Genomic DNA, 22,905 nt, shown 5'->3' with positions numbered 1-22,905 from the left:
CGCGGATCCTCTTCGGGGTGCGGCGGGGCCACTGTAGGCGAGCGGTGGGCGGTGGCTCGGCTGATCGGGCTCAGGCTCGGTTGATCGGGCTCAGCCCGGCGCCGCCGAGCCGGTACTCCGGGCCGGTGTCCGGGTTCCCGGCGAGCTCCACGACGGCTTTGCCGACCTGCTCCAGGGTGAGGATCGGCTGCCGCCCCGCGATGAAGGTCTCCCGGTCGACGCCCACGCGCGCGGCGTAGCCCGTGACCCCGGTGTCGCCCACCCCGCCGACCGGGGTCATGTCCGGCAGCACCGTGACGAACCGGATGCCCAGCCCGGCCCGCTCGGACTCCTCGGCGCCGTACTGCTGCAGGTACCGGACGGCGGCCTTAGCGCTGGCGTACCCGCCACTGAGCGGGGAGCCGCCGAGCGCGGCGCCGCTGGACATCGAGATGACCACACTGCCCGGGGCCAGCGGCTCGCGCAGGGCCGCACCGGTCCAGGCGAAGACGTGGCGGGTGTCGACCTCCCAGTTGCGGCTGAAGGTCTCCCACGTCTGCTCCTGCACGGGCGCCATGTGCGGCACAGCCCCGGCATTGAGGACGAGCAGGCTGGGACCGTGGGCGCGGATCACTTTCGCGGCGAGCGCCTCGTCGGTGGCGTCAGCGGCGAGGGGCGTGAAGCCTTCGCCGAGTTCGTCGCGGACGGCGCGCAGCTCGGGCTCATTACGGGCGATGCCGATGACGCGGGTGCCTTGGGCGACGAGCGCGGCGGCGATCGCGCGCCCGAAGCCGCGGCCGGCACCGGTGACGACGGCAATCCGGGTGAGATCTGACATGGGGGCTCCACAGTGCTGGTCGGGTTCGGTCACCAATCAAGACCAGCGGGAGGCGGGAAAACCGTCGCGTCCGCGGGGAGAATTTTTTGGCGGATCGGGGGCCGCGGTGGTAGCAACATTGCTCCTGGCTGCCGCCTCCTGATCCACCGCGCCCGGCCCGGGGACGTAAGACCGCAGGGTAGGAGGACGAGTACGCAGTGTGCAGGAGATCCGGGAAGACGACCCGACGCCGAGCGACGGACGGTCTCCCCGCGACGATCACCGTGATGACCTGCGCGAGCACCCCAACGACGTGTCACACCAGGCCCGGTGACTTGCACGAATCACGATGAAACTTCCTCAGTAACCCACCTGCCCGGTGAAGCCCCCACCAGCGGTACCGCCGGTCCGCAGTGTGCCCGACCTACGGACAGGCGTCACTCGTCGGCGCCCGTCTCCTTCTCCTCCAGCTCCGCCACCAACTCGTTGACCAGCGCCATCGCTTTCGGCGACAGCCCCTGTGCGCCGAGGCCACGAGCCCTCACCCGGCCCACGGCTCCCTTCTTGGCGGCGGCCAGGAGCTGAAGACCCTCGTAGACCTGGGCGGCCACGGTGTCATCCGGTTCGAAGTACATCCGTGAGACGCCGACGACCGCCGCCAGTGCGTCCAATACGGCAGGCGGCGCGGATTCGGCGACGCCGGTACGGAGGTCCCGGAACTCCTTCTCGGTGATGATCTGAGCCCCGGCGTGGGCGTTCACCGCGCCGGCCATTTCCGCGTCGGAGGGAGGACCAGGGGGGCTGGGGTACGAGTTGTCGAGGAGCAGAGCGATCTTCTCGGCCAGTGACTCGGGAGGGCCGCCGGGAAGCGAGCCCGCGCTCTCTCCCGACGGCTCGGGTTCGTCGACATGCACTCCCTGTGCTTTGGCGATTGATCTGGCCTCAGCTCGCCGAAGCTCCTTCTCGCTGACCCCGTATGCCGACGCCAACGCCGGGACGTACTTGTCCTTGAGGCGTCGCTCGCCGCGTTCGGCAGCCGCCACTGGCCCGGCGCTCCGGGTTCCGATCAGTTCGGACGTCTCGTACTGGTAGTAGCCGGCGTCGCAGCGCAGATCGGTCAGGTCGGGGGGGCCGGACCGCGGGAACAGGTCGTCCAGCTCCCGGCCGAGCGCGCGGGCCAGGGCGGGAAGCTTCTCCGGATCGGGAGTCTGCGCACCGCTCTCCCAGCTGGCGACCGCGGAGTCGGAGACACCCAGGGCCTCGCCCACGGCGGCCTGGTAGATCTCAGCGGCTCGCCGGACCGCACGCAGACGGCCTCGGTCGAAGTGGCGGGCAGGCATCTGACCTCGCTTTTTATGCAAGCTGGAGTCGATCCAGTGTGTTGACTTTTTCTCTAGCCGGGAATAGCTTCAGCTTAACGAAGAGCGAGCGGCATCGCACGCGGCTCGGTCTTCCTCTTCGACCCCGCCAACGCTCCCGGCCGAGGTGGGGCTGTCGGAGTGCAACCGCGGCATCCCGCGCGCGGAGGGCTCCCGGAAGGAATCGGTACCGAGGGCTCCGTCCCTCGGGCGTTGGAACGTGTGCGGCTTCGAGCCTTGAGTGGGCGGAAGGCGCACCCCTCGGCCACTCCCTACCCAGAACGGGACCTGTGAGTGGCTGTCACGTGAGGAGTGCCGCATGTCTCTGCTGCGTCGAACGGACGTCGGAAACCACATCTGGATCCAGATCTCGGGAACTGTGGATATCCGATCCCGCGCCAATCCCCGCGCCTGCTGAACCTCGCTCACCCAGCGGTGGGGGATTCGGTCCGGAGTGCTATACCCGGCACGACCTTCCGCCGGGAGCATTCTCCAGCCCCAGCGGTATATGTCGAGTTGGCGTCGGCTTCCCACAGTGCCCGCTGTCCGCTGGAGTGTTCACCACGTGTTGCATATGTTGCTGGTCCAACGCCGGCACCGTCGAGTGACGACCCCGCAATGGAGGAAAGCGAAACCACGCCCAGCGTCAACTCTGCGATTTTCAGCAGGAAATGAGGACGGCGCCCAGGAGTTAGTGGCTCCCGGGCGCCGAGCCCGCCACCCCTGAGGGTGCGGATTCATAACCGGGGCGAGTCGGCTGGCCTTTTCGACGAGAACGGCCGTCCCACCCCACCTACGAGTGAGGAATTGTCGCATGCCCGCGTCCCGAAGCGGAAGGGCGGTCACCGCCCGGCCCGCCAAGGCTGTTGAACCTCCGGACGGTATCCGTCAGCACCGCCTGGCTGTCCTCCTGGCGGACATGGTGCCTGGTGCCCGCATCTTCCGCGTCTCGCAGCGCCAGCCCGGTCAGACCTGGCCGAGTCCCTATACCCGCGCGTACGACGAGCGGGGACAACCCATATCTCTCAACCGGACCCAGCGAACCGCCGCCGCCCGCTGGGTGATCCGGGCCTTTCCCGGGGCGAACTGGGACGGGGCGCATGACCTCGACCTGACCACCGGGTCCCTGCGTCCCACGGCGGGGGCCTGCGCTCCATCGGACGGGGGCCGCTGACCCGTGGCCCGGATCCGAACTATCAAGCCCGAAGCCTTCGCGTCCGAGTCACTCGCCGCCGTCTCCCTCGCCGCCGAGCGGACCTTCTTCGGCCTCCTCACCCAGGCCGACGACCACGGCCGCTTCCGCGACCAGCCTGCCGTGATCACCGGACTGCTGTGGTCGCTGCGCCCGGAGCACGGACCCGTGGACGTCGAGGACGACCTGACCCAGCTCGCCGCCGCCCACCTGATCTGCCGCTACGGAGGTGACGACGGCAAGAGGTACCTGCACGTCGTCACCTGGCGCCAGCACCAGAAGATCAACCGGCCGAGCGGCGTCCGCTTCCCGGCCTGCCCGCACCACGATGTCGAGCAGCCCGTTCCGGACGCACCGCGAGCTCACGGAGACGGCACTGAGTCCTCCGTGAAGACCCACGGAGGGCTCAGTGAGGGCTCATGTACCCGGGACGAGATCCCCAGCCCTCACAAAACCGCAGCTCAGAACACACTTCGTGAGCCCTCGCGGAGCGCTCACGGAGGACTCAGTGCGCCCTCGATGAGCCCTCACGGTCCGGATCTAGGACCTAGGAACTTGGATCTAGGAACTACTTCTCCTTCGGGGGGCGCAGGCACCCCCGCACCGGAGACCGTCTCGACTCAGCAGCTCATGGCCGAGTACGCCGCTGCCTGTGCCCACCGCCCGCCCAGCGGCGTACTCGGTCACCTCGGACGGGAGACCGCCAAGCTCCTCGCGGAGGGCATCGATCCGGACCACGTCCGGTCCGGTCTGGCCCGCCACCGGGCGAAGGGGCTGCACCCGAGCACCCTGCCGAGCCTGGTCCACGAGGCCATGAACGCCACCCCCACCAATTTGGTGCGGACGGAATCGCGGCCTAACGTGCCCGGTCACCGGGCCTGGGCCAATCCCGCCGACCCTGCCGCCGCCTACGCCGAGGAGCTGTGATGCGCGACCACGACGCCCAGCCCGTCGGCGGCATCGCCCGACGCCTGGCCAACATCCTCACCTCACGGGGTATCGACCCGGCCGCGCAACTCACCGACCCGGTGGAACCGATCCCCGCCCTCCAGGCGGCACAGGCCCGAATCCCGGCCCGCTACCAGGCAGCCGTCGCCGACCACCCGGCGGTCGCCGCCTGGGTCCGCGAGATCGCCGAGGCCGGCCGTCCCGGGCCCGAGGGAGCCCGGGGCATCGCGCAGGGCCGCTCGCTGCTGATCGTCGGCACCACCGGCACAGGCAAGACCCACCAGGCGTACGGCGCGATCCGCTCGCTGCTCATCGCCGGCGTACGGCTGCGCTGGAAGGCGACCACGGCCGCCGACCTGTACGCCGAACTGCGACCCCGCCCCGGGCACGACGGCGAGCGGGAGCTGATGGACCTCGCCCGCTGCCCCCTGCTGATCATCGACGACCTCGGCGCGGCCAAGAACAGCGAGTGGACCGAGGAGATCACGATGCGGCTGATCAACCGCCGCTACAACGAGATGCTCCCGACGCTGATCACCACCAACCTCGGCATGGCCGACCTGCGTCAGCACATCGGCGACCGGGTCGCCTCCCGGCTGACCGAGATGAGCGACAAGGTCATCCTCCACGGCCCCGACCGCAGACGAGCCCTCGCAGCCGGGCGTCGCCGCGTCCCCGCCGTCTGATCCCCGCCGCGACCGGCTGCCACCACCCCCGCCTCCTTCACGCACCAACCCTTGGGACGCGCCTGCCCAAAACGCGCCCGGGGCGACCGGAGACACCCACATGCACAGCACCGAGAACCAGACGCCGCGCACCCTCGGCGACCTCACCTGGCACGACAGCGCCGCCTGCCGCTCGACGACCCATCACCAGGTCGATCCGGACATCTTCTTCCCCGAGCCCGACGAGATGGACCGCATCCGCGCCGCCAAGGCCCTGTGCGCGCAGTGCCCCGTCCGTGCCACCTGCCTGGACGCCGCCCTCGAAAACGGAGACCGCGACGGCATCCGGGGCGGCATGACCGAAGAGGAACGCGACCCCCTGCACCGCAAGCTCCACCGCCGCTGCGACTACGCCCGAGTCAACGCCGTAATTGCCGGCCGCGACATCCACCTCACACAGGCCGAGCGCGACGCCGTCGTCATAGCCGCCTACCACGCCAAGGTGCCGGCCGAGCGCCTCGCCTGGCTGCTCAAAATCACCGAGGAGCACGCCGAGAAGCTCTACCGACGCACCCGCCGGAAGATCCGCAACCGTGCCGTCGACCACAAGAAGAAGGTGAACGAGGGGAAGAAGAAGCCCAAGGCCAGCCCCACCACGGAGCTCAAGGCACCCGCAGCCGAGACCCCCGCACGTGGCGACCTCGGGACGGCCGCGTGAGCCACAACGCCCCAACGCCGGCGCGGATCACCGGCTGGGACCGAGCCGCGATCGTCGCGCTCGGCGGCGCCGGATGCGCGCTCTCGTACGACGCCCTGCAGCAGATGGCCACCGCCATCCACGTCCGAGGACCCCTCACGTTCCTCTTCCCCCTGGTGATCGACGGCTTCATCGCCTACGGAGTGCGCGCCCTCCTGGTCCTGCGCACCGCCGCCTTCGCCGCCCGCCTGTATGTCTGGACGCTGTTCGGCACGGCGACCACCGCCAGCATCTGGGCCAACGCGCTGCATGCCGTACGCCTCAACCAGCAGCATCCCGGAGGCGGCGGACTCCGACTCGGCGACGTCACCGTCGGCGCCCTGTCCACCCTCGCCCCGCTCGCCCTGGCCGGAGCCGTCCACCTGTACATCCTCATCGCCCGCCGGGTCACCGAGGCCGGTCACCACGGACACCCGGACACCGTCGCCGTCCGCACTGACCGGATCACCACTGACCGGCCGGAGACTCCGCGGGCGGCGGACGGACGTCGGCCGGTCCCGGTCACCTTCGGGCACTCGGCCGCGCTCTCCCGGCCGCAGAGCGGCCGTCCGGCGGTCGCTTCCGGCCCGGACGTGTCGCGAATGGCTGACCGGGAGGAGGCGTCCGGACACCACCCGGAGAGCGTCCCGGAGCCGGAGTCCACGCACGGCGGAGACACCACTGACCTGGGCGGACAGCCGGTCAGCAGACCTGCCCCGATCACCCGCCTGGGGCTCGCCGCCCCCACGGCCACCGAGCCGGAGACCAGCCGGGGCACCGCCTCGGAGGCCTCGGACACCGGCGGCCCGGACACCGCCGCGTCGGCGAACACCCTCCTGCCGATCGCCCGCCAGGCGGTCGCCGACGCGGGCAAGGTCACCCGCGAGGTGGTCGCGGACGCCATCCGCGGACAGGGCAAGACGCTGTCCAACGACCGACTGACCGCCCTGATGCGACAACTCCGTGCCGAGAGCGGCCAAAAGTCGGCCACCAGGACCGGCTGACCGACCGGCCCGGACAGGCGGGCGGCCAGTGGCCACAACTTGGCCGCCCGCCCGCACCCCACCAACTCTCCTCCACACACCGGAGACACACATTGCGCACCACACCGACCACCCCGGCCGAAGCGGACGCCTGGATCACCGTGCTCCGGCGGTACGGCCACCTGCACCGTGCCGAACCCGGCCCGGACGGAACCTGGACCGTGCAGCGAACCCCCGCCAGCACGCCCCGCACCCTGCATCACCCGGTCCTCGCGATCGACTTCGTCGCCGAGATCCTCCGCGACGTGCGCCGTAAGAAGGCCCGGACGCACTGATGGCAGGCTCCGAATCACCCGAAACAACCTCTGACCTGCGGCAAGGTGACTGCCCGGCACGAGGCCGAGCAAGCTGTACCTTCCGAAACTCCTCCGCCGCCACGGGCTGCGCAGGAGTTTCGGAAGGGCTTACCCCCGCCCCAGGAGCGGCGGGGGAGGCCCGGCACCAGGGGGTGCCGGGCTCGGAGGCTGCGACCGGGGGCGGATCGCAGCCAGGAGGGGAACCGACCCCGCCCGCCGCACCGCGTACGCGACCTCGCCTGCGTCAGCGTGTGCACCGTGACCAAGTCCGCAGCGTCCGCCTGACCTCCGACGAACTCACGCTGGTGAAGCGTGCGGCGGAAGCCGTCGGTCTGAAGACCGCCGGGTTTCTTGCCGACGCGGCGGTAGCGGTCGCCCAGGCTCAAGGAGGCCCCCAGCCTTGGCTGTTGGACCAACGCGGCCGGGTCGAAGAACTGATGGCCGCCAGCGCACAGCTCGCCCGCGTCGGCGGCAACCTCAACCAGGTGGCCCGCATCCTCAACTCCGGCGGTCAGGTGGAATACGTGGACGCCGCGGTCGCCCGTGTCCTGCGGGTCGCAGACCGGGTCGAGGCCGCCGCGATCGAGATCGCGCGGCGCTGACGATGGTCCCCGACATTTCCACCGGCAGCCGCACGTACGGGCTCCTCAACTATCTCTACGGCCCCGGCCGCCGTGAAGAGCACACTGATCCGCACCTCGTTGCAGCCTGGATGACCGAACTCGCCCCCGACCCCGGACGTGACCCGTCCGCCACGCTCAAGCAACTCACCGACCGACTCGACCTCCCCGTCCTCGCCCTTCCGAAGGACCGGCGACCGGCCCGGCACGTCTGGCACTGCCCCGTCCGCACCGCCCCCGGCGACCGCCACCTCACCGACGCCGAATGGGCGGAAGTCGCCCGCCGCATCGTCCACGCCACCGGCATCGCCGAATACGGTGACGACAAGGCCTGCCGGTGGATCGCCGTACGCCACGCCGACGACCACATCCACCTCGTCGCCACCCTCAAACGCGAAGACGGACGCAGCCCCCGACGTCACGAAGACGGCATCCGCGCCCAGGCCGAATGCCGCAAGATCGAGGAGGAGTTCGGCCTGCAGATCCTCAACGGCGGCGACCGCACCGCCGCCCAACGCCCCACCAGCGCCGAACGCTCCAAGGCCGAACGAACCGGCCGGACCGAGACTCCCCGCGAGACCCTGCGGGAGAGCGTCCGCCACGCCCTGGCCGGCGCCGCCAGCGAGGAAGAGTTCTTCCACCGCCTCGCCGAGGCCGGCCTGCGGGTCGAACATCGCATTGCCCCATCCGGCGACACCCTCGGATACAAGGTCGCCCTCCCCGGCGACCGCAACCGCGACGGTGAACCCATCTGGTTCTCCGGCTCCAAACTCGCTCCGGATCTCTCCCTCCCCAGGATCCGCCAGCGCCTTCATGCCGGACGCCCTGACGACGAACCCGTCACCGACCACGGTGATGAACGAGTACTTCCCCCCGCCCGCGCCCGGCGCCAGGCAGTCCCGGCCGCCGAACGAGCGGCATTGATCCTCAACGAGGACGACGACGAATGCTCTGCCGCCCAACTTGTCGGCGCCGGCGAACTCCTCGACGCCATCGCCCAGACCGCCCCGGCCTCCACCCGCAAGGAACTCGTTGAGGCCGCCCGCGCCTTCGAACGCGCCACCCGGTCCCACGTCCGCGCCGAGCGGGCCGACAACCGGGCTGTTCGCGCCGCCGCTCGCGGCATCATCCGCGCCGGCAACGCCCTCGGCAAAGGCGAAGACGGCGGCGCTACCGCGATGGTCCTGTCCACGATGGTCCTCGTCACCATCGCCGCCGCGCGCTGGCACTCCGCCCGCGGCCATGCCCAGCAGGCAGCCGCCGCCCAACGAGCCGCACAACACCTGCGCAGCGCATACCGATCGGCCGCCGCTGCCCCCATGAACACGATGCGCGAGCACGGTCGACTTCTCCCCGAACCCGTACGAGAGCGGTACGCCGGCACTCTCGAAACCGCCCTGCCCGACCAGGCCGACGTGATACGCCACGAACCCGGCTGGGACGCCCTCGCTGCCACCCTGGATCAGGCCGAGCGCGTAGGACACGACCCCGATGCCCTGCTCCAGCAGGCTGTCGAATGGCGTGAACTGGAAACCGCCGACAGCGTCACCGACGTCCTCGTCTGGCGACTACGACGTATCGCCAACCTGCCCGCCACCATGGCGCCACGGCGGGCCCGCGCGGACACGTGGGCGGCGCAATCGCGCTCTCACCCATCTCTGCCACCAGCGCCCGAAGCGTCGGCCGTGACCCACCGTGCGGACCCTCACCCCCGAGGACCAAGGCGCTGAGCAGCGCAAAGAGCTGGACATCGGCGGTCGGCGCCTGTTAGGGCTGGTTGATATGGAGAAGGAGACAATGCAGATACTCGACGAAGGCCTTCACCCTCAGAGAACTGTTCTGCCGGAGACGGCCCTCGGCGACGATCCGCTGTGGCGCCTCCAGGAGGAGATGCAACTCGGCGACGGCAGCATCGACCTTCGCGCCACCACGCACCCCGAGGAAATCGTCATCACCGGGATCCCGGTGATGTGCCCGAGGTGCGGCGCCCGGCGCGACTGGATGGTCATCTGCGACCGCAACGAGATCAGCATCCGTTGCCGCTGCGCACACCAGTGGGTCGAGCGCGAACTGACCCGCGCGGACTACGAGGCGATGATCGACGTCGGAGGCCAGGACTACCCGAGCCTGGAGGCCGCGGCCCAGGCCGCGGGCTACGACGGCACGCTCGCCGGCATCTATCTGACCGAGCCCAGGCCCGACTAGATCCTGCGGCCAAGCACCGCAGACGACGTCCGGTGGTGCATGCACCGGGCTCATAAGGCTCACTGCGAACGACCAGGTCTCGCTTCTGCTCGCACCTCAAGTAGCCCTGGACGTAGGAAGAATGGGGCGATGGACGCTGGACTCGCCGCTCTGCTCGGTGCCGCCGTAGGCTCACTCGCCACCCTCGGCTCCGCGATGGTCACCGGACGCGCGGCGGCGCGTTCGCAGTTCGTCCAGTGGCGTCGGCAGCACCGCCGGGACGCCTACGCGAACTATCTGGGCGCGGTGTACGACCGCGACGTCGCCCTGGACGCAGTGCGTGACGCGCTACGGGTGGACCGGCCGGACATGAGGGACGTCGACCAGAAGATGGATCGCTTCGTCGCCCAGGCCCGCGACGCCCACCGGGCCGCCGAGCTTGTCCTCCTGGAGGGGCCGCCTTCCGTGGTGGAGGCGCTTTACGGGGTGGTCCGCGCGGCTGCCGACCTCGCCGAGGTCGTGCGGCGGATGGTGCGTGACGCTCACGCGGAAGACACCTCCCGCAAGGCCGAGGACACCGCGCTCGCCGCCGAGCGGGAGCACTTGCTCTACCAGGCCGTGAAGGGACTTCGCACGGCAGCCGCCGACGTCCTGGGTGACAGTGGGATACGCCTCTAACAGCCGCGCTCGTGGGTACACCAGCGGTCGGCAGTAAGAAGCACCCCGCCGTCCGACACTAGCCTGCGATGTCCCAACGCCACGAGGGCTGCCCCCAATCTTGGGGGCAGCCCTCGGAAGTTCGCGGCGAACGGGTCGTCAGCGGGGCGCCAGGTGGTTGGCGAGGTGCAGCGCGTCGGTGGCGACGGACAGGGCGGTGTGAAGCCCAATGACCTCGTGAAGGGTGGGGTGCACGACCGTGGTCCAGTCGCCACGGAGGTCCGGCCAGCTGGCGAGGAGAACCTCCGCCGAGGCCAGACGGAGACGAGCGGTCACATCCATTCCGCCTCCGAGGCCGGGCTCCCAGCTGAGCAGGATGGAGCCGGGAGGGAGACGCTCGGGCTTCAGGTCGCTTATCCACACCGTGCGGATCGGCTGGGCGGGACGAGGCGGCACGCAGCGGAGGAGAGCGCCGCGCACCGACCGTGGCATGGGGTGATGGACCAGGTCACTGAGGAGCAGGTGGTGCGAGGAGTCGGAGGAGTTGATCGGCGGCCCGGTGGGCCGCGTACGCGGGTGGCACGTCATACGTCGGCCCAGTCCAGCTGGTTGCGTACGGCGGGTGGCAGTACGCCCTGCTGGCCGTTTTCAGCGATGTAGACGGCTCCGGTCGCCCCGGTGATTTCCATGGTGCGGCCGATGCGGTGGGCGTAGGGCCAGTCGGGATTGATGGCGAGGTACACGGGCAGGTCGGGGTCGAAGGTCCGGAGCTGGTGAACCAGTTGGCCAACGGTGATCTCGGAGGGCAAGACGTTCTCCAGGGCGATGAGAGTGCGGAGCAGGTGTCACGCGCAGGTGCAGTAGCGGGCGGGGAAGGCGATCAGAGCGGCGAGGAACCCGGCGATGGCCTGTGCCGGGGTATCCGCTCCGAAGGTCTGGCGCCAGGTCCTGGTGCCGCTGTTGTCCGTGACGTGGATGTGCCACAGCTCGCCGCGTGCTGCCTCCTGGCTCTCGGGAAGAAGGCCCACGTACACGCGTCGGTCGGGGCTGGAGCAGTGGACGTTGCAGTCCAGGTCGGCGACGACGTCCCATCCCTGGGCCTTGAGGAGGTCGGTCACGGGTCGGGCGCAGTGGCATTCGAGGAGCCACTCGCGTTCGCCGAGGGCAGGTGGAGGAAGCTCTGCGAGAGGCTGGAACATGGTTGTGGTGGTGGGCGTCACGAACAGAGAACCCTTCGTTGACCTGCGGTTTTTCCGGGCTCCCGTACGTTGACATGGTCTTGGCCGGTGTCTCCAGTCGTTGCCCGCGGTATGCGTCTGCCGTGGGCGAACTGGCCGCGGATGCGGCGACTGATGTCCGTCCGACGCGGAATGAAACGGTCGTCCGCTCAGCTGGTGCGGGAGCGGCCGCTTGCGTGGCCGGATGGAGAGAAGGGGAGGAGCGGGCTTGAGCAGCGAGGAGATTCGCGAGCACGACGAGGCTGTCGACGACGTTGAGGCGGCGTCGTTGGGCCGGTCCCGGATGGCTGATGGGCGGCGGATCGAGCTGAGCGTAGGGGAGCTGGTGCGGTTGGTGGACGCCGGGGCTGACGGTTCCCTGTGAGTGAGTAGGTGTCAGCGTGCCTCTCCCAGCGGAAACCACGGCCGCACGCCGACAGCACGCGGGATCACGAGGCATGAGTCCGGATGGCCGGCACCTCACCGAAGACGTCGACGACTTTCTCGCTCGTGCCGGAGACTTCCTGCGCTCGCGTCCCGTCCTGCACACCGTCCCGCTGACGGTGACCGAGGCACTGCGTACGCGCGGGACGGAGGCGTACGGCGACGACGCCCCCGTCTTCGGCCTGCTGGAGCGGGCGGGCGAGGTCCGTGCGACCTTCTTCCGTACCCCGCCCTGTCGGCTGATCCTCACCCCGCTCACCTCCGAAGAGGCCGACAGCCTTGCTGCCCACCTAGCTGACCTCGGCCATTCCCTCCCCGGCGTCAACGCGGACCACGACACCGCCACCTCCTTCGCCGAGGCTTGGCAGCGGCACACGGGCGCGATACGGCGTTGGACGAGCGGGAGCGTCTGTACCGCCTGGGCACGCTCACGCCACCGGAGCCGTTCCCTGAGGGCCGCGGGCGAATCGCGGGTGAGGAAGACCGTGAGCGACTCATGCTCTGGCACCGCGAGTTCGTCTCCGACATCGGGGGAACTCCCGCTGCGGACAACGGCTCATGGGCGGACACGCGTATCGCCGACGAACGCGTCACGCTATGGGAAGCCCCGGACGGCACCCCCGTCTCCATGGCGGGCAGGACCCCCATGGTTGCGGGCCAGATCCGGGTGGCCCCCCAGTCGATCCGCGCTCGCCGCAGGCGCAGCGGAGGTGCTGCTGTTCGCGGACCTGGCCAACCCCACCAGTAACGGCCTGTATCAGAGGATCGGGTACCGCCCGGTCGCCGACTTCGCGGTGTACGACTTCTAGCGCGTCGCTCCGGAGAGCTGGCGAAGTGTGGGGTACGTCGGTTATCGACGCCGGTGGGCGCGGGCCGGAAGAACGGCGCTGGGACCGGATGCTGTCGCCACTGTGGGGGCACGCACGACAGCCCGGGGAATGGTGGTGCGAGCGCGGGCTGCAGCGGCTCGCCGGACATCCAGTGGAGTCGGTACCGGCGGTGTGACTGGAGTGATGTGGGCCGCTTCGCGGTTTCGGGACGGGACCTCGGACGCGTACCGGAGAACGGGTGTGGGGTTGGCAAGACGCGCGGTGGTTGCCGCGATCAGGTGGATGGGCGTGTGGGAGGTGAAAGAGGCGTACCACCGTGAGTGGTAACCGTCCTTGCCGCCCCACAGCAGCCATCGGTGCGTGACGGAGTGCAGCTCAGCCTGCGCGTCGGGGACTCGGCGCGAGTAGGTGAGGCCGGCCAGTTGGTCCGGGGCGGTACACGTGGTGGCAGCCCACGTGTCCGTGCGCTGCCACCCTGCTCGTGTCAAGGGCCGCAGGGCCTCGTCGATCGGATGGTCCACGCCGGACAGGAAGGCGTACGGCCCCTTGGTGTAACTGCTGGCGAGGGTGGTGGTGAAGGCGGTCACCAGCTCGGTGGGGGTGGGCGTGTCGAAGGTGGCCATCCAGTGCGGAGGGCCGAAGGGATCAGCGTGGACGGTGACTTTCCACAGCGTGTTGTCCTCCCCCTCGGGCAGATAGCCCAGGCGTATGTGCCGTTGTGGGGACGAGACGTACACGTTCGCCAACTCGTCGTCATGCAGGGCGAAGCCGTGATCGAGGAGAGGTGCGAGGGCCGGGTCGCCGGTGACGGTGCAGCCGGCGAGGTAGAGCGGGGAGACGTACAGGTCCCCGTCGGGGGCGATGATCGGCACGGTGGGACTCCGGGGCTGAGGGGGAGGGTTAGCGCTGCCGTCGGGAGCCGACGTGCGTGGCGAGGGCGGTTGGCGGGGCCTGAGGCGGAGGGACGTGCGTCGCCTGTGCTTGGGTGCTACGCGCGAGCGCCGCTGCGGTCCGCGGGCCGGGCCCGGCCGCGTCCTCGCGGGCGACCGAGACAAGTGAGCGGTGCCGGTCGGGGATCTGGTCCAGGGCACGCGGCACGGGGGTGGGGTCCGTGAACACGGCGGTGGAGGCCGTGATGAGGTGCTGCGGGGTGTACCGGCTGAAGAAGGCCTGCCAGCTCGGCGTGTTCACGGGTTCGGGGCCGGCGGACATGCGCCACGTCGACTTCTCGGGCGTGAGCAACTCGTCGTACTCGTGCAGCCAGCCGACGCTCATCTGGTAGGTGGCGTGGCCGTCGGGGGAGACCGTACGGAACGGTCGGGTGCCGTGTACCGGCTCCCACCGGCGACGCGCGGTGAGGGACGCGGGGCTGGTGCCCGTGTAGCGCCGGCCACCGCTTAGGTAGTCGGAGAAGTTGTTGTGCACTCCCGCGACGAGGGTCTCGGTGAAGGCGGCCACGATCTCGTGGGGTGTGTTCCGATCGAACGTGGTGATCCAGTCGGAGACGCCGAGCGGGTCCTCGGCGTAGGAGATGGTCCATCCGCCGTAGAAGCTCTCCAGGGCGTTGGCGACACGTACGCGCTGGCACGGGCTCGTGTAATACGTGTCGGTGCCGAAGGCGACGGTCTTGGTCCAACCGGGAGCTAGATCGAGGGAGTTGAAGATGCTGTGGCTGTCGCCAGGACCGGCGAGGTAGCCGGGGCTGACCAGGACGTCCGCGTTCGGGTGGAGGGCGGGGGGATCCAGGTTGGGCATGAGAGGGCCTTCGGGCCGGTGGGGCACGGGCGGCTGAGCGGCTCGTATGGGGGCACGTGGGCGCGGTCGCGCGGCGGCATCTGGCTGTGGGCACTGGGGTCACCTGCTCCGGGACGCATGGGAGAGTGCGGTGACGTACGCCGGTACGCGCGGGTGCGAGTCGGGGACGTGCGAGAACAGCTCGGAAGAGGCCATCGGACTGCGGTGCACTGCCGCGCTCGCGCGTATGGCGTGCCGCGCTGTCGCACCGTGCTGGTCCGGGAGGGATGTCGCTGGGTTTGCCTTGTGGGCGAACTCCGCGAGTTCGACGTACACCGACGTGAGCCCACGGGCCGCGGACGTCAGGGTGTACTCGGCGCCCCGGCCGGAGAAGGGGCTCGTGCGGGTGATGAGCTGGTCGGTCTGGAGCTGCGTGATGCGGTAGTGGAAGGAACCGGTGGCGAGCCCGGCTTCGTCTCGCAGCGCACCGTTGGGCAGGGGACCGTGCTGCGCGAGGGCGTGGAGGAGGGGGATCGTGCCCTTCCCGCGCAGTCGGCCGAGCGCGTCTTCTACGCGTTCTGCCTCAGCGAGTGACGCCGTGCGGTCGCAGAGGTGGGCACGGTGCCAGGCCGAGAGCGCACGGTGGACGTGTTTGGTGTCGCGGCCGATCGGTGTGAGGTCGTATACCCCGACCTGAGGGCGGTCGAGGAGGTTGCTGGTCTGCATGCGGCGCACGATCTGGGCCATGGCGTGGACACCGACCCACGGCAGCGCGGAGTTGATTTCGGTCAGGCGCATGGGGCCGTGCTGCTGGATGGTCTGCAGGGTCCAGGTGGTCCAACGCGGTGAGAGGCGGGCGACGGCTTGGTCGACGAGTTCGGTGTGACGGGTGGGCGTGGTGGAGAGGTCGGGCACGGTGGGGTTCTCCGAAGGGTGGTTGAGTGCCGTCAGCGGGACCGTGTGGCGCGGTTCGTGGCGGAGGTCGTTGCCGCGGGTTGCTGGGTAGTGGCGACCGGCTGCCCGCCGTGGTGCTGAGGGGAGCGGGCCTTGGCGGCTTGGGCCCGCCGGTCGTGTGGGGACGTGGTGGCGGCCGCCCGTTCGCGTTCCAGCCGGAGGGCTGCGGTGCGGTAGGCGGCCTGGTCCTGGCGCTCGCCGACGGCGAGGAGGTAGATCTCCCGTTTGTGCTGGGAGGAGGCGGGAGCGTCGCGGTACTGGATGACCAGCCGCCAGCGTGTTTCCGGGTCGACGTAGACCTTGTGGCAGCCCGCCAGTTCGCGCTGGAGGGCGGCACCGCGTTCGTTGCCGTGGACTAGGTGCTGCAGTTCGAGCAGGGCCAGGTCGCGGATGTTCTCCGGGACGGCGCGCAGGTCGGCGAGCGCCTCGGGATGGGCGGCGAAGGCGTACCGTGCCCGGCTCATCGCGCGCGTCCACGGGAGTGCGTCTGGGCAGGCCCTGTCGCTGACCGCGGTGGTGATACGGGTGCCGGAGCTACGGCGAGGTGGTTGCCCGTGACCGTGGAGCGAGCGCGGGCGGCTGCCGCCCTGCGGCCGACGGAACCCGGTGGGGCAGGTGCCAGGGGGAGCGGCGAGTCCCGTTCCATGATCCACGTATCGGCCTCTTCGGCGCTGGTGAAGGCGCCCTCCCGCACGGTGTAGGAGCGCATGTCCTTGGTCGTCTCTTCGAGGAAGAGGCGATACGGCGCATCTGCAGAGTCGGGATGGCTGTCGTAGACGAGCGTGCGTACCTCGACTCCGGCGTCGAAGGAGCATGGGTTGTCGGTGTAGTGATCGAGGACGTCGTACCGGTTGTCGGAGTTGGCCCGGAGCAGGTCCTCAAGACGTGCCGTGAGGCCGTCGGCAGGGCGGGGCCCGTGGGGGTGGGATCCACTGGCGACTTCCGGCGGGCAGCTCCGGCGGATCAGCCAGTTCTGCGCCAGCGGAACGACCGGGTGACGCTCGGAGGCGAAGTCGAATGTGCGCTGCTCGACGTCGCGGGTGATGTGCAGCGTGATGTACTCCGCCATCCCCGGGATGTCCCAGATCGCGGACCGGTCGTACAGCAACAGATGGCTGTCGCGGCCGTCGGCGCTGTGGTGCTCGGAGAGGGGAACGAACAGGTCGTCCGAGAGCGTGACGGAGGAGAAGTCGTCCTCGATCTGCTCGGTGGCGGCCTGGAAGCCGTCGAGCCGGTAGTCCGGCGCAGGGGGTTCGTGTGCGCGGGCCATCTCAGACTCCGGTGGGCTGGGGCGAGGCCAGCAGCCGGTGATGAGGTCGGGCCGCACTGGTGGTGCATGCGCCGAACGGGCCGTCTGGGGTGCGGAGTTGGAGCAGGGTCGGGTCGAGGTGGTCGCGGTGCCAGGTGGAGGGGCCGGTGAGGCCGGCCTGGACGTCGGTGAGTTGCTGCCAGGCGAGCCAGAGGGCGTGCAGCCGGGCCACGGCCTCGGGGTGCTCCTGCCACTGATGGCACCACGGGCGGCCGGTGGTGATCTCCCGTCCGTAGACCGGCAGGAGCAGGTTGTGCACCCAGTTGGTCAGGGCGGCCAGTTCCACGGCGTACGCCTGGGCGCCGAGCGCCAGGATGAAGACGGAGGATGCTCCGTCGTTCTTGGCGCCGTCGGCGTTGGCTTCGGCCGGCGAGGTGGCGGTCGCCGGGCTTTCAGGGTGCTCGGAATCGGCTGGTTCGCCGTCCTGTGGGGCGGGCTGGTCGTCGGTGAGCCGGGCGAGCGTCTCGCCCTGCTTGCGGCTCTCGGCGACGAGCCGGGTGACCGTGGCGACGAGGTCGTCGAGATCGTGGTCCGGTATGCGCACCGGCTCGCTCTCGTGGGCGGGTTCGGACATGGCTACCCCTGGTGCAAGTTCTGGTGGGTGGGGTGACGAGGTTCCGGAGAAACGGGGGTTTGGCCCGGCCGGGAAAGTGGGTGTAGAAGGCCCAGATCAGCGCGGCGCGTGATGGCGGCACACGGTCCCATGCGGGGCCAGGATCTGCAGGGCACGGGCGGCCTGCTGGGGCACAACTCCGTTGCCCAACACGGTCAGTTGGGCGGGGCGTCCCAGCCCCGGGGTGCCGGTCACCCAGCCGGGCGCAAGGCCTTGCATCCACTCCACGAACCGCGGGCTGAGGCGGCCGGCGTCGTCGGTCGGCCGAGGTGCGGGACGGGTGGCCCGCTCCCAGCGGGTGATCGCGGCGGCGTACGGACCCCAGATCTCGGCCCGTCCCCCGGGGCCGACGGATCCCCGAACAGCGGCAGCGACTGTGTGAGCGGAGTGCTGCCCATCGAGCTCTTCCGCTGCCCGGCCGTGCGTGTGGGCGTGGCATCCGGAGTGGGCCGTAGGCGTGCCGCCGCCGAGGGCAGGGTCAAGTCCCCATTGCCGTGGCGCTGGTTGGGCGAGCCCTTGGTTCCGTCGGAGGCCTTCGGGGTGGGTAGGAGCCACTCGACCTCGTCCGCCAGGTTCGGGCCGTGGCCGCCCTGCTTGCGTTTCGCCGGGTGCTGGCTGCCACCGTTGGCCCCCAGGTTGCTGGTCGGGGTCTTGAGCAGCGGTGATCCGTCCGGAGGGCCAGGCGACGGTGTTATCTGGACACTCCACTCTTCCTGGTGACTGTGTGTGCTGCTGTCTATGCATAGGGTTCCGGCCGTGCGTGTCATCAAGGTGGTGGATCCGAAGCCCGGCCAGCCGCAGGTGCGTCTGGTCAATGCGTCCGGTGAGCCGGTGAACGAGGTCAACGAGTTCCTGCGGTTGCTGGCGGTCCGCGCGTACTCGCCCAACACGGTGCGGGCGTACGCGCATGACCTGCAGAAGCTGCTCCTTTTCCTCACCGAAATAGGGCTTACGGCTTCGGAGTTCACGCCGTCGCGGGCCATGGAGTTTTTGCGGTGGCTGCGTCTGGTCTCCTCGTCGCGTCGGGCCCAGCGTCTGGAACTGGGGCTCGCGACCACCGCGGGCAGAGTGCTGTCGGCGAAGACGTGTAACCGGATCATGGCGGCGGTGTCCTCGTTCTACGAGTTCCTGATCGCCAGCGAGCAGTACGCGGGCCGGGATAACCCCATCGTCAAGGTCGTCGACCAGGCGGCAGCCCGGGTTCCGGGGCGGTACCGGCCGCCGCTGGCCAATGCGGCCCAACAGCGCCCGGTGCGCCGGGTGTTGCGGGTGAAGACGGTCGAGGCGATGCCGCGGCCCATGGCTGCCGAGGTCTACGCCGCTCTCCTCGCCGCCCTGCGGACGCGCCGTGATCGGGCTCTGTTGGAGGTGATGTGGGAAGGCGGGCTGCGGCCCGGCGAGGTGCTCGGGCTGCGGCTGGAGGACATCTCCTACGGCCGGCGCCGGATCACCGTCCGCAAGCGGGACGACCATCCGCGCGGGGTGCAGCAGAAGTCGCGCCGGGACCGTGTCGTGGACCTGCTGGAGGACCGCGCTCTGCCTGCGCTGAACGACTACGTGCTGCGCGAGCGGCCCACCGACACCGACAGTGCCTGGGTCTTCCTGGTCGGCGGGCGGGGCCAGCGCCGCGCGGAGCCATTGAGTTACGACGGGATGGTTCGGATGTTCGCCCGGGCCGCCACGCGGGCGGGAGTCCGCGACGCCTGGCTGACGCCCCACAGCCTGCGGCACACCCATGCCACGCGGATGTTCGAGGGCGGGATGCGGGAGCTGACCTTGATGACCCGGCTGGGCCATGCGACTCCGGACTCGATGAAGGTCTACACCCGCGTCAGCGACCCGGACGTCATCAAGGACTACCGCCAGGCGATCGGGGAGCAGACGCCGTGAGCCAGCACCCGTCACTGAGGGCTTCATCGCCGGCCCCCGATCCTCAGGCTCCGTACCACTGCCCCATGCCGGAGTACACGGCCTTCATCACCCGGCTGGATGTCAGCGCCGAGTGGCGCCGCAAGCACGCCGCCTACCACCGGCGCTTCGTGCGCAGCTACCCCGAGCTGACCGCCTGGTTCGCCCTGCCGCTGCGGCAACGCCTGGGCTGGCGCACCGGAGAAGAACAGAGCCAGCGCAGCGGCCCCGCGGACGGCTTCGATCCGACCGCCGGATGGATCAACTTCAACGCCCGCCACTACTTGATCTACCTGGCGTTGACCGGAAGGCTGCGTCTGGACTGGGGATGGCTGCTGGGTATCGGCGTGCTCAAACCGTTCCTCATCGCCGACCAGTTGGGGCTGCCGTTGCGCCATCAGGTCGACGAGATGCGAGAGTGCTTGATCTCCCTTGGGCACGCCCGCCGGGAGGAGAGCTTCCGCATGCCCTGGGCCCTGATCCGGCTCGTCCTGCACCGCGGCGCCCCAGACCTCGGCGCGATCACCGCCGACGACGTGGAGGAAATGCGCCGGGCCATTCGTAACCTCGACCAGATCCCCGGCATGGACCAGGTCATCGCCCCAGAGCGCCTGTCCAACATCAAGAGGGCCTGGGGAACCAGCGCCTTCCGCGCCGGCATGGCGCTGTTCCACGCAGGCATCATCGACACCCGCCCGCCCCGGCTGGAGGCCGTTCCGCCGCCCTCGCTGAGCGGCAAGCCGCGCATCAACGCCGTCATGGAACGCTTCCTGACCGAACGCGCCCTGGTCCTGCGGCCCGAGTCCATGAGCAGTACCCGTGGCGGACTGCGGCGCTTCGGGCTCTGGCTGGACACAGAGCGTCCCCACATCGACAGCCTGGACCAGCTGCACCGCGCCGACCTGGTCGCCTTCATGGAGTCGGTCAACCGTCTGCGGAAGATCAAGCATCCTGACGAGCCGCTGAGCCCGGCCTACCGCGCGGGCATCATCTCGACCGTCGCCGTGTTCTTCCGCCATGCCGCCCTCGCCGAGTGGGACGACGTCCCAGCCCGCCCGCTGATCACCCACGCGGACCTGCCGCGCCGCATCGAGAAGGTCCCGCGCTTCATCCCGGAGCATCAGCTCGAACCCGTGATGGAGCAGGTGCGGGCGCTTCAATGCCCGCTGCAGCGGTGCGCGTTGCTCGTCGCGCGCTGGAGCGGCGCCCGCCGCACCGAGATCCGCAAGCTCCACCTCGACTGCCTGGACGCCTACCCGGACGGCACCCCGCGCCTGCGGCTGGCGGCCGGCAAGGCCCTCAAGGAGCGCACTGTCCCCCTGCACGAGGAGGCGGCCGAGGCCATTCGCGCTCTCGTCGCCCTGCGCGAGCCCCAGCCCGACCGGGGCATTACGATTCCGACCTGGGACGGCCGGTGCGCTACCTGTTCCTGCGCAACGGCGGACTCGCCCACCCCGACTACCTGTTCGCCAACCCACTCGGCGAGATCTGCCAGCAGCTGGCGATCTTCAACGGGGAAGGGAAACCGGCGATCCACCCGCACCGTTTCCGGCACACCCTGGGCACCCAGCTCGCCGAGAAGGGCGCCCGCATGCAGACCATCATGAAGGTCCTCGGACACAAGAGCCCGGGCATGTCGATGACCTACACGCACATCTCGGACCCCACCGTCCTGGCCGACTACCAGGCCGTCCTGCAACCCGGCGCCGTCATCGCCGGCCCCCTCGCCGACACCCTGCGCGCCGGCCGACTCGACCAGGACGCCCTGGACTGGCTCAAGACCAACTTGTACAAGACCGAACTGGAGCTGGGCCGCTGCCTGCGCCTGCCGCAGGAAGGTCCCTGCGAGTGTGAGCTCTACCTGAGTTGCGCGAAGTTCATCACCACACCGCAGTACGCGCCACGACTGCGTGAACGTCTGTGCGTCGAACGGCAGCTGGTCGCCGACGCCGAGGCCCGCGGCTGGGAGCGCGAGGTCGAACGGCATCAGCGCACCGCTGACCGGCTTCGAAGCCTTCTGGACGATCTGGGCGAACCCCATGACGCCACGGCGGACGAAGACCACTGAGAACGCAAACGCGTGGACCAGCGACGACGCCCCAGCGAGAATGCGGTCATGCGCTATCCCAACGCCAGCGACCCCGAATTGATGGACGCCGTCCGCCGCTACGTGATCCCTGGCGAGGGAGAAATCAAGCGATACCTGAAGCTCCTCCACGGAAACTTCGTGACGCTGGAGGCGGCAGAACGGGCGGACTTCCTCCGCTCGCTGGCGGAAGACGCCGAGCAGATCACCGACCACGAACTCGGAGTCCTGCTCGACAGTGAGTGGCGATCCCGGATCACCGCGGCCTGGCTGATCGGACTGAGCCGCCGGGAGCAGTTCCGCGGACGACTTGGAGAGCTGCTGCTGGCCAGCGAGCTCACCTACGCTGGCCAGGGCTACTGCTTCGCGCTGGCTCGCCTCGGCACGGCAAAGGACGCCGAGCTCCTCGTCGCCTACCTGGACCGATACCTCCGGCGACCAGACTGCCGATACGACCAGCACTGGGCGCTTGGCGCCCTCCAGCACATCGACGAGCGTCTTCGCACCAACTACGCCACCCAATTCACGCAGGCCAATGGACTTTGGGAGCAATGGGCGTGGAACGGGCACAACCCTGCGGACGAGAAGGAGCGGATCGACAAGCTGTGTTCGTTCGCAGATCAAGCCTCCCGCACTGCAGGTGCGGACCGGGGCGTCAGCTGGCGCCCAGAGCTGCTTGCTGACCCGTGGATACGGGCCACTCCAGAGCAAGAGTCCCGGCTCACGACAGAGCTTCGAGCAGAGCTCGGACCCGGCCATGTTCTGGAAGGGCGTCCCGCGAACGTGATCGCCCGCTGCGAGGGTTGTGACCACGTATTCGCTCGCATCGACGAGACGCCGACCAGCTGGGCAGTCGTCCATCTCACCTGGACCGGGCAACCTGATCAGGCCCCATGGCCCATTACTGAGGTCTTCAACTCCCTGAGTACGGCTAAGGCCGAGCTCGCAGAGCACGAGCACTGACCGGACCCCGCCTGATCGAGTGACACTCGGACGAGGGATATCGCCCCCACAGGACATGAAAGTGTCCAGATAAGCGAGGAAGATCCGCTCGCGACGGTGCGGGGCTCCGACGTCAGCGGCGCGAAGCACACACCATCGTGCATCGAACCGGATGTCGGCCAGGGAGCCGAGTACGGCACCGAGTGCGCGCACAGCAGGCTGGCCTGCGGTGTCTCCCAGACACCACGGGCAGAGTTCCACGTCGCCAGGGGAACCGGCGGGCGAGGTGAGGAGCCCTCGGACATTCTCGATCACCACCAGGCAGGGGTTGAGGGTTTCGATGGCGCGAACGACGTGGTGCCACAGGCCGGAC

General features: G+C 69.6%; 25 protein-coding genes and 2 pseudogenes. 15 read left to right on the top strand and 12 right to left on the bottom strand.

The window, feature by feature from the left end; translation table 11 throughout:
* Window positions 1–70: 70 nt before the first annotated feature.
* Entirely contained in the window at window positions 71–817 is a 747-nt protein-coding gene (locus OHB00_RS06050; RefSeq protein ID WP_406431999.1) for an SDR family NAD(P)-dependent oxidoreductase, read from the bottom strand.
* A 416-nt stretch (window positions 818–1,233) separates the two neighbouring features.
* The gene (locus tag OHB00_RS06045; protein WP_406431997.1) at window positions 1,234–2,136 is read right to left on the bottom strand and encodes a helix-turn-helix transcriptional regulator; all 903 of its coding nucleotides are present in this window, start codon (window positions 2,134–2,136) and stop codon (window positions 1,234–1,236) included.
* A 1,195-nt stretch (window positions 2,137–3,331) separates the two neighbouring features.
* On the opposite strand from OHB00_RS06045, the gene OHB00_RS06040 reads away from it, so the two are divergent.
* The 9 genes from OHB00_RS06040 (at window position 3,332) to OHB00_RS06000 (ending at window position 10,516) form a co-directional block, all read left to right on the top strand.
* Window positions 3,332–4,273: a hypothetical protein gene (locus OHB00_RS06040; RefSeq protein ID WP_406431995.1), complete on the top strand. Its 942-nt coding sequence runs from the start codon at window positions 3,332–3,334 to the stop codon at window positions 4,271–4,273.
* Complete coding sequence (locus OHB00_RS06035; RefSeq protein WP_406431993.1) at window positions 4,273–4,980, top strand: ATP-binding protein; 708 nt, start codon at window positions 4,273–4,275, stop codon at window positions 4,978–4,980. The genes OHB00_RS06040 and OHB00_RS06035 overlap by 1 nt, the downstream gene beginning before the upstream one ends.
* Before the next feature lie 100 nt (window positions 4,981–5,080).
* A complete protein-coding gene (locus tag OHB00_RS06030) occupies window positions 5,081–5,677 on the top strand; it encodes a WhiB family transcriptional regulator (protein WP_406431991.1) in 597 nt (198 codons plus the stop codon).
* Complete coding sequence (locus OHB00_RS06025; RefSeq protein ID WP_406431989.1) at window positions 5,674–6,699, top strand: DUF2637 domain-containing protein; 1,026 nt, start codon at window positions 5,674–5,676, stop codon at window positions 6,697–6,699. Before OHB00_RS06030 ends, OHB00_RS06025 begins: the two co-directional genes overlap by 4 nt.
* 92 nt (window positions 6,700–6,791) lie before the next feature.
* On the top strand, window positions 6,792–7,013 hold the full coding sequence (locus OHB00_RS06020; protein ID WP_406431987.1) for a hypothetical protein: 222 nt from the start codon (window positions 6,792–6,794) through the stop codon (window positions 7,011–7,013).
* Window positions 7,014–7,285: 272 nt separating this feature from the next.
* Entirely contained in the window at window positions 7,286–7,636 is a 351-nt protein-coding gene (locus OHB00_RS06015; RefSeq protein WP_406431985.1) for a plasmid mobilization protein, read from the top strand.
* A gap of 2 nt (window positions 7,637–7,638) precedes the next feature.
* On the top strand, window positions 7,639–9,384 hold the full coding sequence (locus OHB00_RS06010; RefSeq protein ID WP_406431983.1) for a relaxase/mobilization nuclease domain-containing protein: 1,746 nt from the start codon (window positions 7,639–7,641) through the stop codon (window positions 9,382–9,384).
* 67 nt (window positions 9,385–9,451) lie between these two features.
* Window positions 9,452–9,859: a hypothetical protein gene (locus tag OHB00_RS06005; protein ID WP_406431981.1), complete on the top strand. Its 408-nt coding sequence runs from the start codon at window positions 9,452–9,454 to the stop codon at window positions 9,857–9,859.
* Between the two features lie 129 nt (window positions 9,860–9,988).
* Window positions 9,989–10,516, top strand: coding sequence for a proline dehydrogenase (locus OHB00_RS06000; RefSeq protein WP_406431979.1), 528 nt, complete (start codon window positions 9,989–9,991; stop codon window positions 10,514–10,516).
* 138 nt (window positions 10,517–10,654) lie between these two features.
* Here the strand turns inward: OHB00_RS06000 and OHB00_RS05995 are convergent, their stop codons facing one another.
* Genes OHB00_RS05995 through OHB00_RS05985 form a run of 3 tightly spaced genes read right to left on the bottom strand, consistent with a single transcriptional unit; the run spans window position 10,655 to window position 11,694 of the window.
* Window positions 10,655–11,083, bottom strand: coding sequence for an esterase (locus OHB00_RS05995; RefSeq protein WP_406431977.1), 429 nt, complete (start codon window positions 11,081–11,083; stop codon window positions 10,655–10,657).
* Window positions 11,080–11,304, bottom strand: a complete 225-nt coding sequence (locus OHB00_RS05990; RefSeq protein WP_406431975.1) for a hypothetical protein — start codon at window positions 11,302–11,304, stop codon at window positions 11,080–11,082. Before OHB00_RS05990 ends, OHB00_RS05995 begins: the two co-directional genes overlap by 4 nt.
* 36 nt (window positions 11,305–11,340) lie before the next feature.
* A complete protein-coding gene (locus OHB00_RS05985) occupies window positions 11,341–11,694 on the bottom strand; it encodes a DUF317 domain-containing protein (RefSeq protein WP_406431973.1) in 354 nt (117 codons plus the stop codon).
* A 247-nt stretch (window positions 11,695–11,941) separates the two neighbouring features.
* Here OHB00_RS05985 and OHB00_RS05980 point away from each other — a divergent pair, with 247 nt between their 5' ends.
* Window positions 11,942–12,097, top strand: a complete 156-nt coding sequence (locus OHB00_RS05980; protein ID WP_406431971.1) for a hypothetical protein — start codon at window positions 11,942–11,944, stop codon at window positions 12,095–12,097.
* Window positions 12,098–12,170: 73 nt separating this feature from the next.
* Window positions 12,171–12,965: pseudogene (locus OHB00_RS05975) on the top strand (GNAT family N-acetyltransferase).
* Between the two features lie 41 nt (window positions 12,966–13,006).
* Here OHB00_RS05975 and OHB00_RS05970 read toward each other — a convergent pair.
* The 6 genes from OHB00_RS05970 to OHB00_RS05945 form a co-directional block, all read right to left on the bottom strand.
* Window positions 13,007–13,858, bottom strand: coding sequence for a DUF317 domain-containing protein (locus OHB00_RS05970; protein ID WP_406431969.1), 852 nt, complete (start codon window positions 13,856–13,858; stop codon window positions 13,007–13,009).
* Between the two features lie 28 nt (window positions 13,859–13,886).
* The gene (locus tag OHB00_RS05965) at window positions 13,887–14,741 is read right to left on the bottom strand and encodes a DUF317 domain-containing protein (RefSeq protein WP_406431967.1); all 855 of its coding nucleotides are present in this window, start codon (window positions 14,739–14,741) and stop codon (window positions 13,887–13,889) included.
* Window positions 14,742–14,840: 99 nt separating this feature from the next.
* Window positions 14,841–15,635 carry a winged helix-turn-helix transcriptional regulator gene (locus OHB00_RS05960; protein WP_406431965.1) on the bottom strand — a complete coding sequence of 265 codons (795 nt, stop codon included), beginning with the start codon at window positions 15,633–15,635 and terminating at the stop codon, window positions 14,841–14,843.
* 32 nt (window positions 15,636–15,667) lie between these two features.
* On the bottom strand, window positions 15,668–16,138 hold the full coding sequence (locus tag OHB00_RS05955; RefSeq protein ID WP_406431963.1) for a type II toxin-antitoxin system RelE/ParE family toxin: 471 nt from the start codon (window positions 16,136–16,138) through the stop codon (window positions 15,668–15,670).
* Window positions 16,135–16,944 carry a hypothetical protein gene (locus OHB00_RS05950; protein WP_406431961.1) on the bottom strand — a complete coding sequence of 270 codons (810 nt, stop codon included), beginning with the start codon at window positions 16,942–16,944 and terminating at the stop codon, window positions 16,135–16,137. Before OHB00_RS05950 ends, OHB00_RS05955 begins: the two co-directional genes overlap by 4 nt.
* Window position 16,945: 1 nt before the next feature.
* On the bottom strand, window positions 16,946–17,557 hold the full coding sequence (locus OHB00_RS05945) for a DUF4913 domain-containing protein (protein ID WP_406431959.1): 612 nt from the start codon (window positions 17,555–17,557) through the stop codon (window positions 16,946–16,948).
* Between the two features lie 795 nt (window positions 17,558–18,352).
* Between OHB00_RS05945 and OHB00_RS05940 the strand changes: the two genes are divergently transcribed.
* The 4 genes from OHB00_RS05940 (at window position 18,353) to OHB00_RS05925 (ending at window position 22,553) form a co-directional block, all read left to right on the top strand.
* Window positions 18,353–19,486, top strand: a complete 1,134-nt coding sequence (locus tag OHB00_RS05940) for a tyrosine-type recombinase/integrase (protein ID WP_406431957.1) — start codon at window positions 18,353–18,355, stop codon at window positions 19,484–19,486.
* Between the two features lie 65 nt (window positions 19,487–19,551).
* Window positions 19,552–21,111 (top strand): tyrosine-type recombinase/integrase, encoded by a 1,560-nt coding sequence (locus tag OHB00_RS05935; protein ID WP_406431956.1) that lies wholly within the window; start codon window positions 19,552–19,554, stop codon window positions 21,109–21,111.
* Window positions 21,003–21,572, top strand: a complete 570-nt coding sequence (locus OHB00_RS05930) for a tyrosine-type recombinase/integrase (RefSeq protein ID WP_406445628.1) — start codon at window positions 21,003–21,005, stop codon at window positions 21,570–21,572. Before OHB00_RS05935 ends, OHB00_RS05930 begins: the two co-directional genes overlap by 109 nt.
* Window positions 21,573–21,620: 48 nt before the next feature.
* Window positions 21,621–22,553: a DUF6000 family protein gene (locus OHB00_RS05925; RefSeq protein WP_406431954.1), complete on the top strand. Its 933-nt coding sequence runs from the start codon at window positions 21,621–21,623 to the stop codon at window positions 22,551–22,553.
* 135 nt (window positions 22,554–22,688) lie between these two features.
* On the opposite strand, the pseudogene OHB00_RS05920 reads toward OHB00_RS05925, so the two are convergent.
* A pseudogene (locus OHB00_RS05920) lies at window positions 22,689–22,898 on the bottom strand (C-5 cytosine-specific DNA methylase); the annotation flags it as partial.
* Between the last annotated feature and the right edge of the window lie 7 nt (window positions 22,899–22,905).

It is taken from the genome of Streptomyces sp. NBC_00631 (assembly GCF_045206895.1).
Classification (GTDB): Bacteria; Actinomycetota; Actinomycetes; order Streptomycetales; family Streptomycetaceae; genus Streptomyces.
Note: the sequence above shows the minus strand (reverse complement) of the source record. Positions and strands in the feature narration are given on the sequence as shown.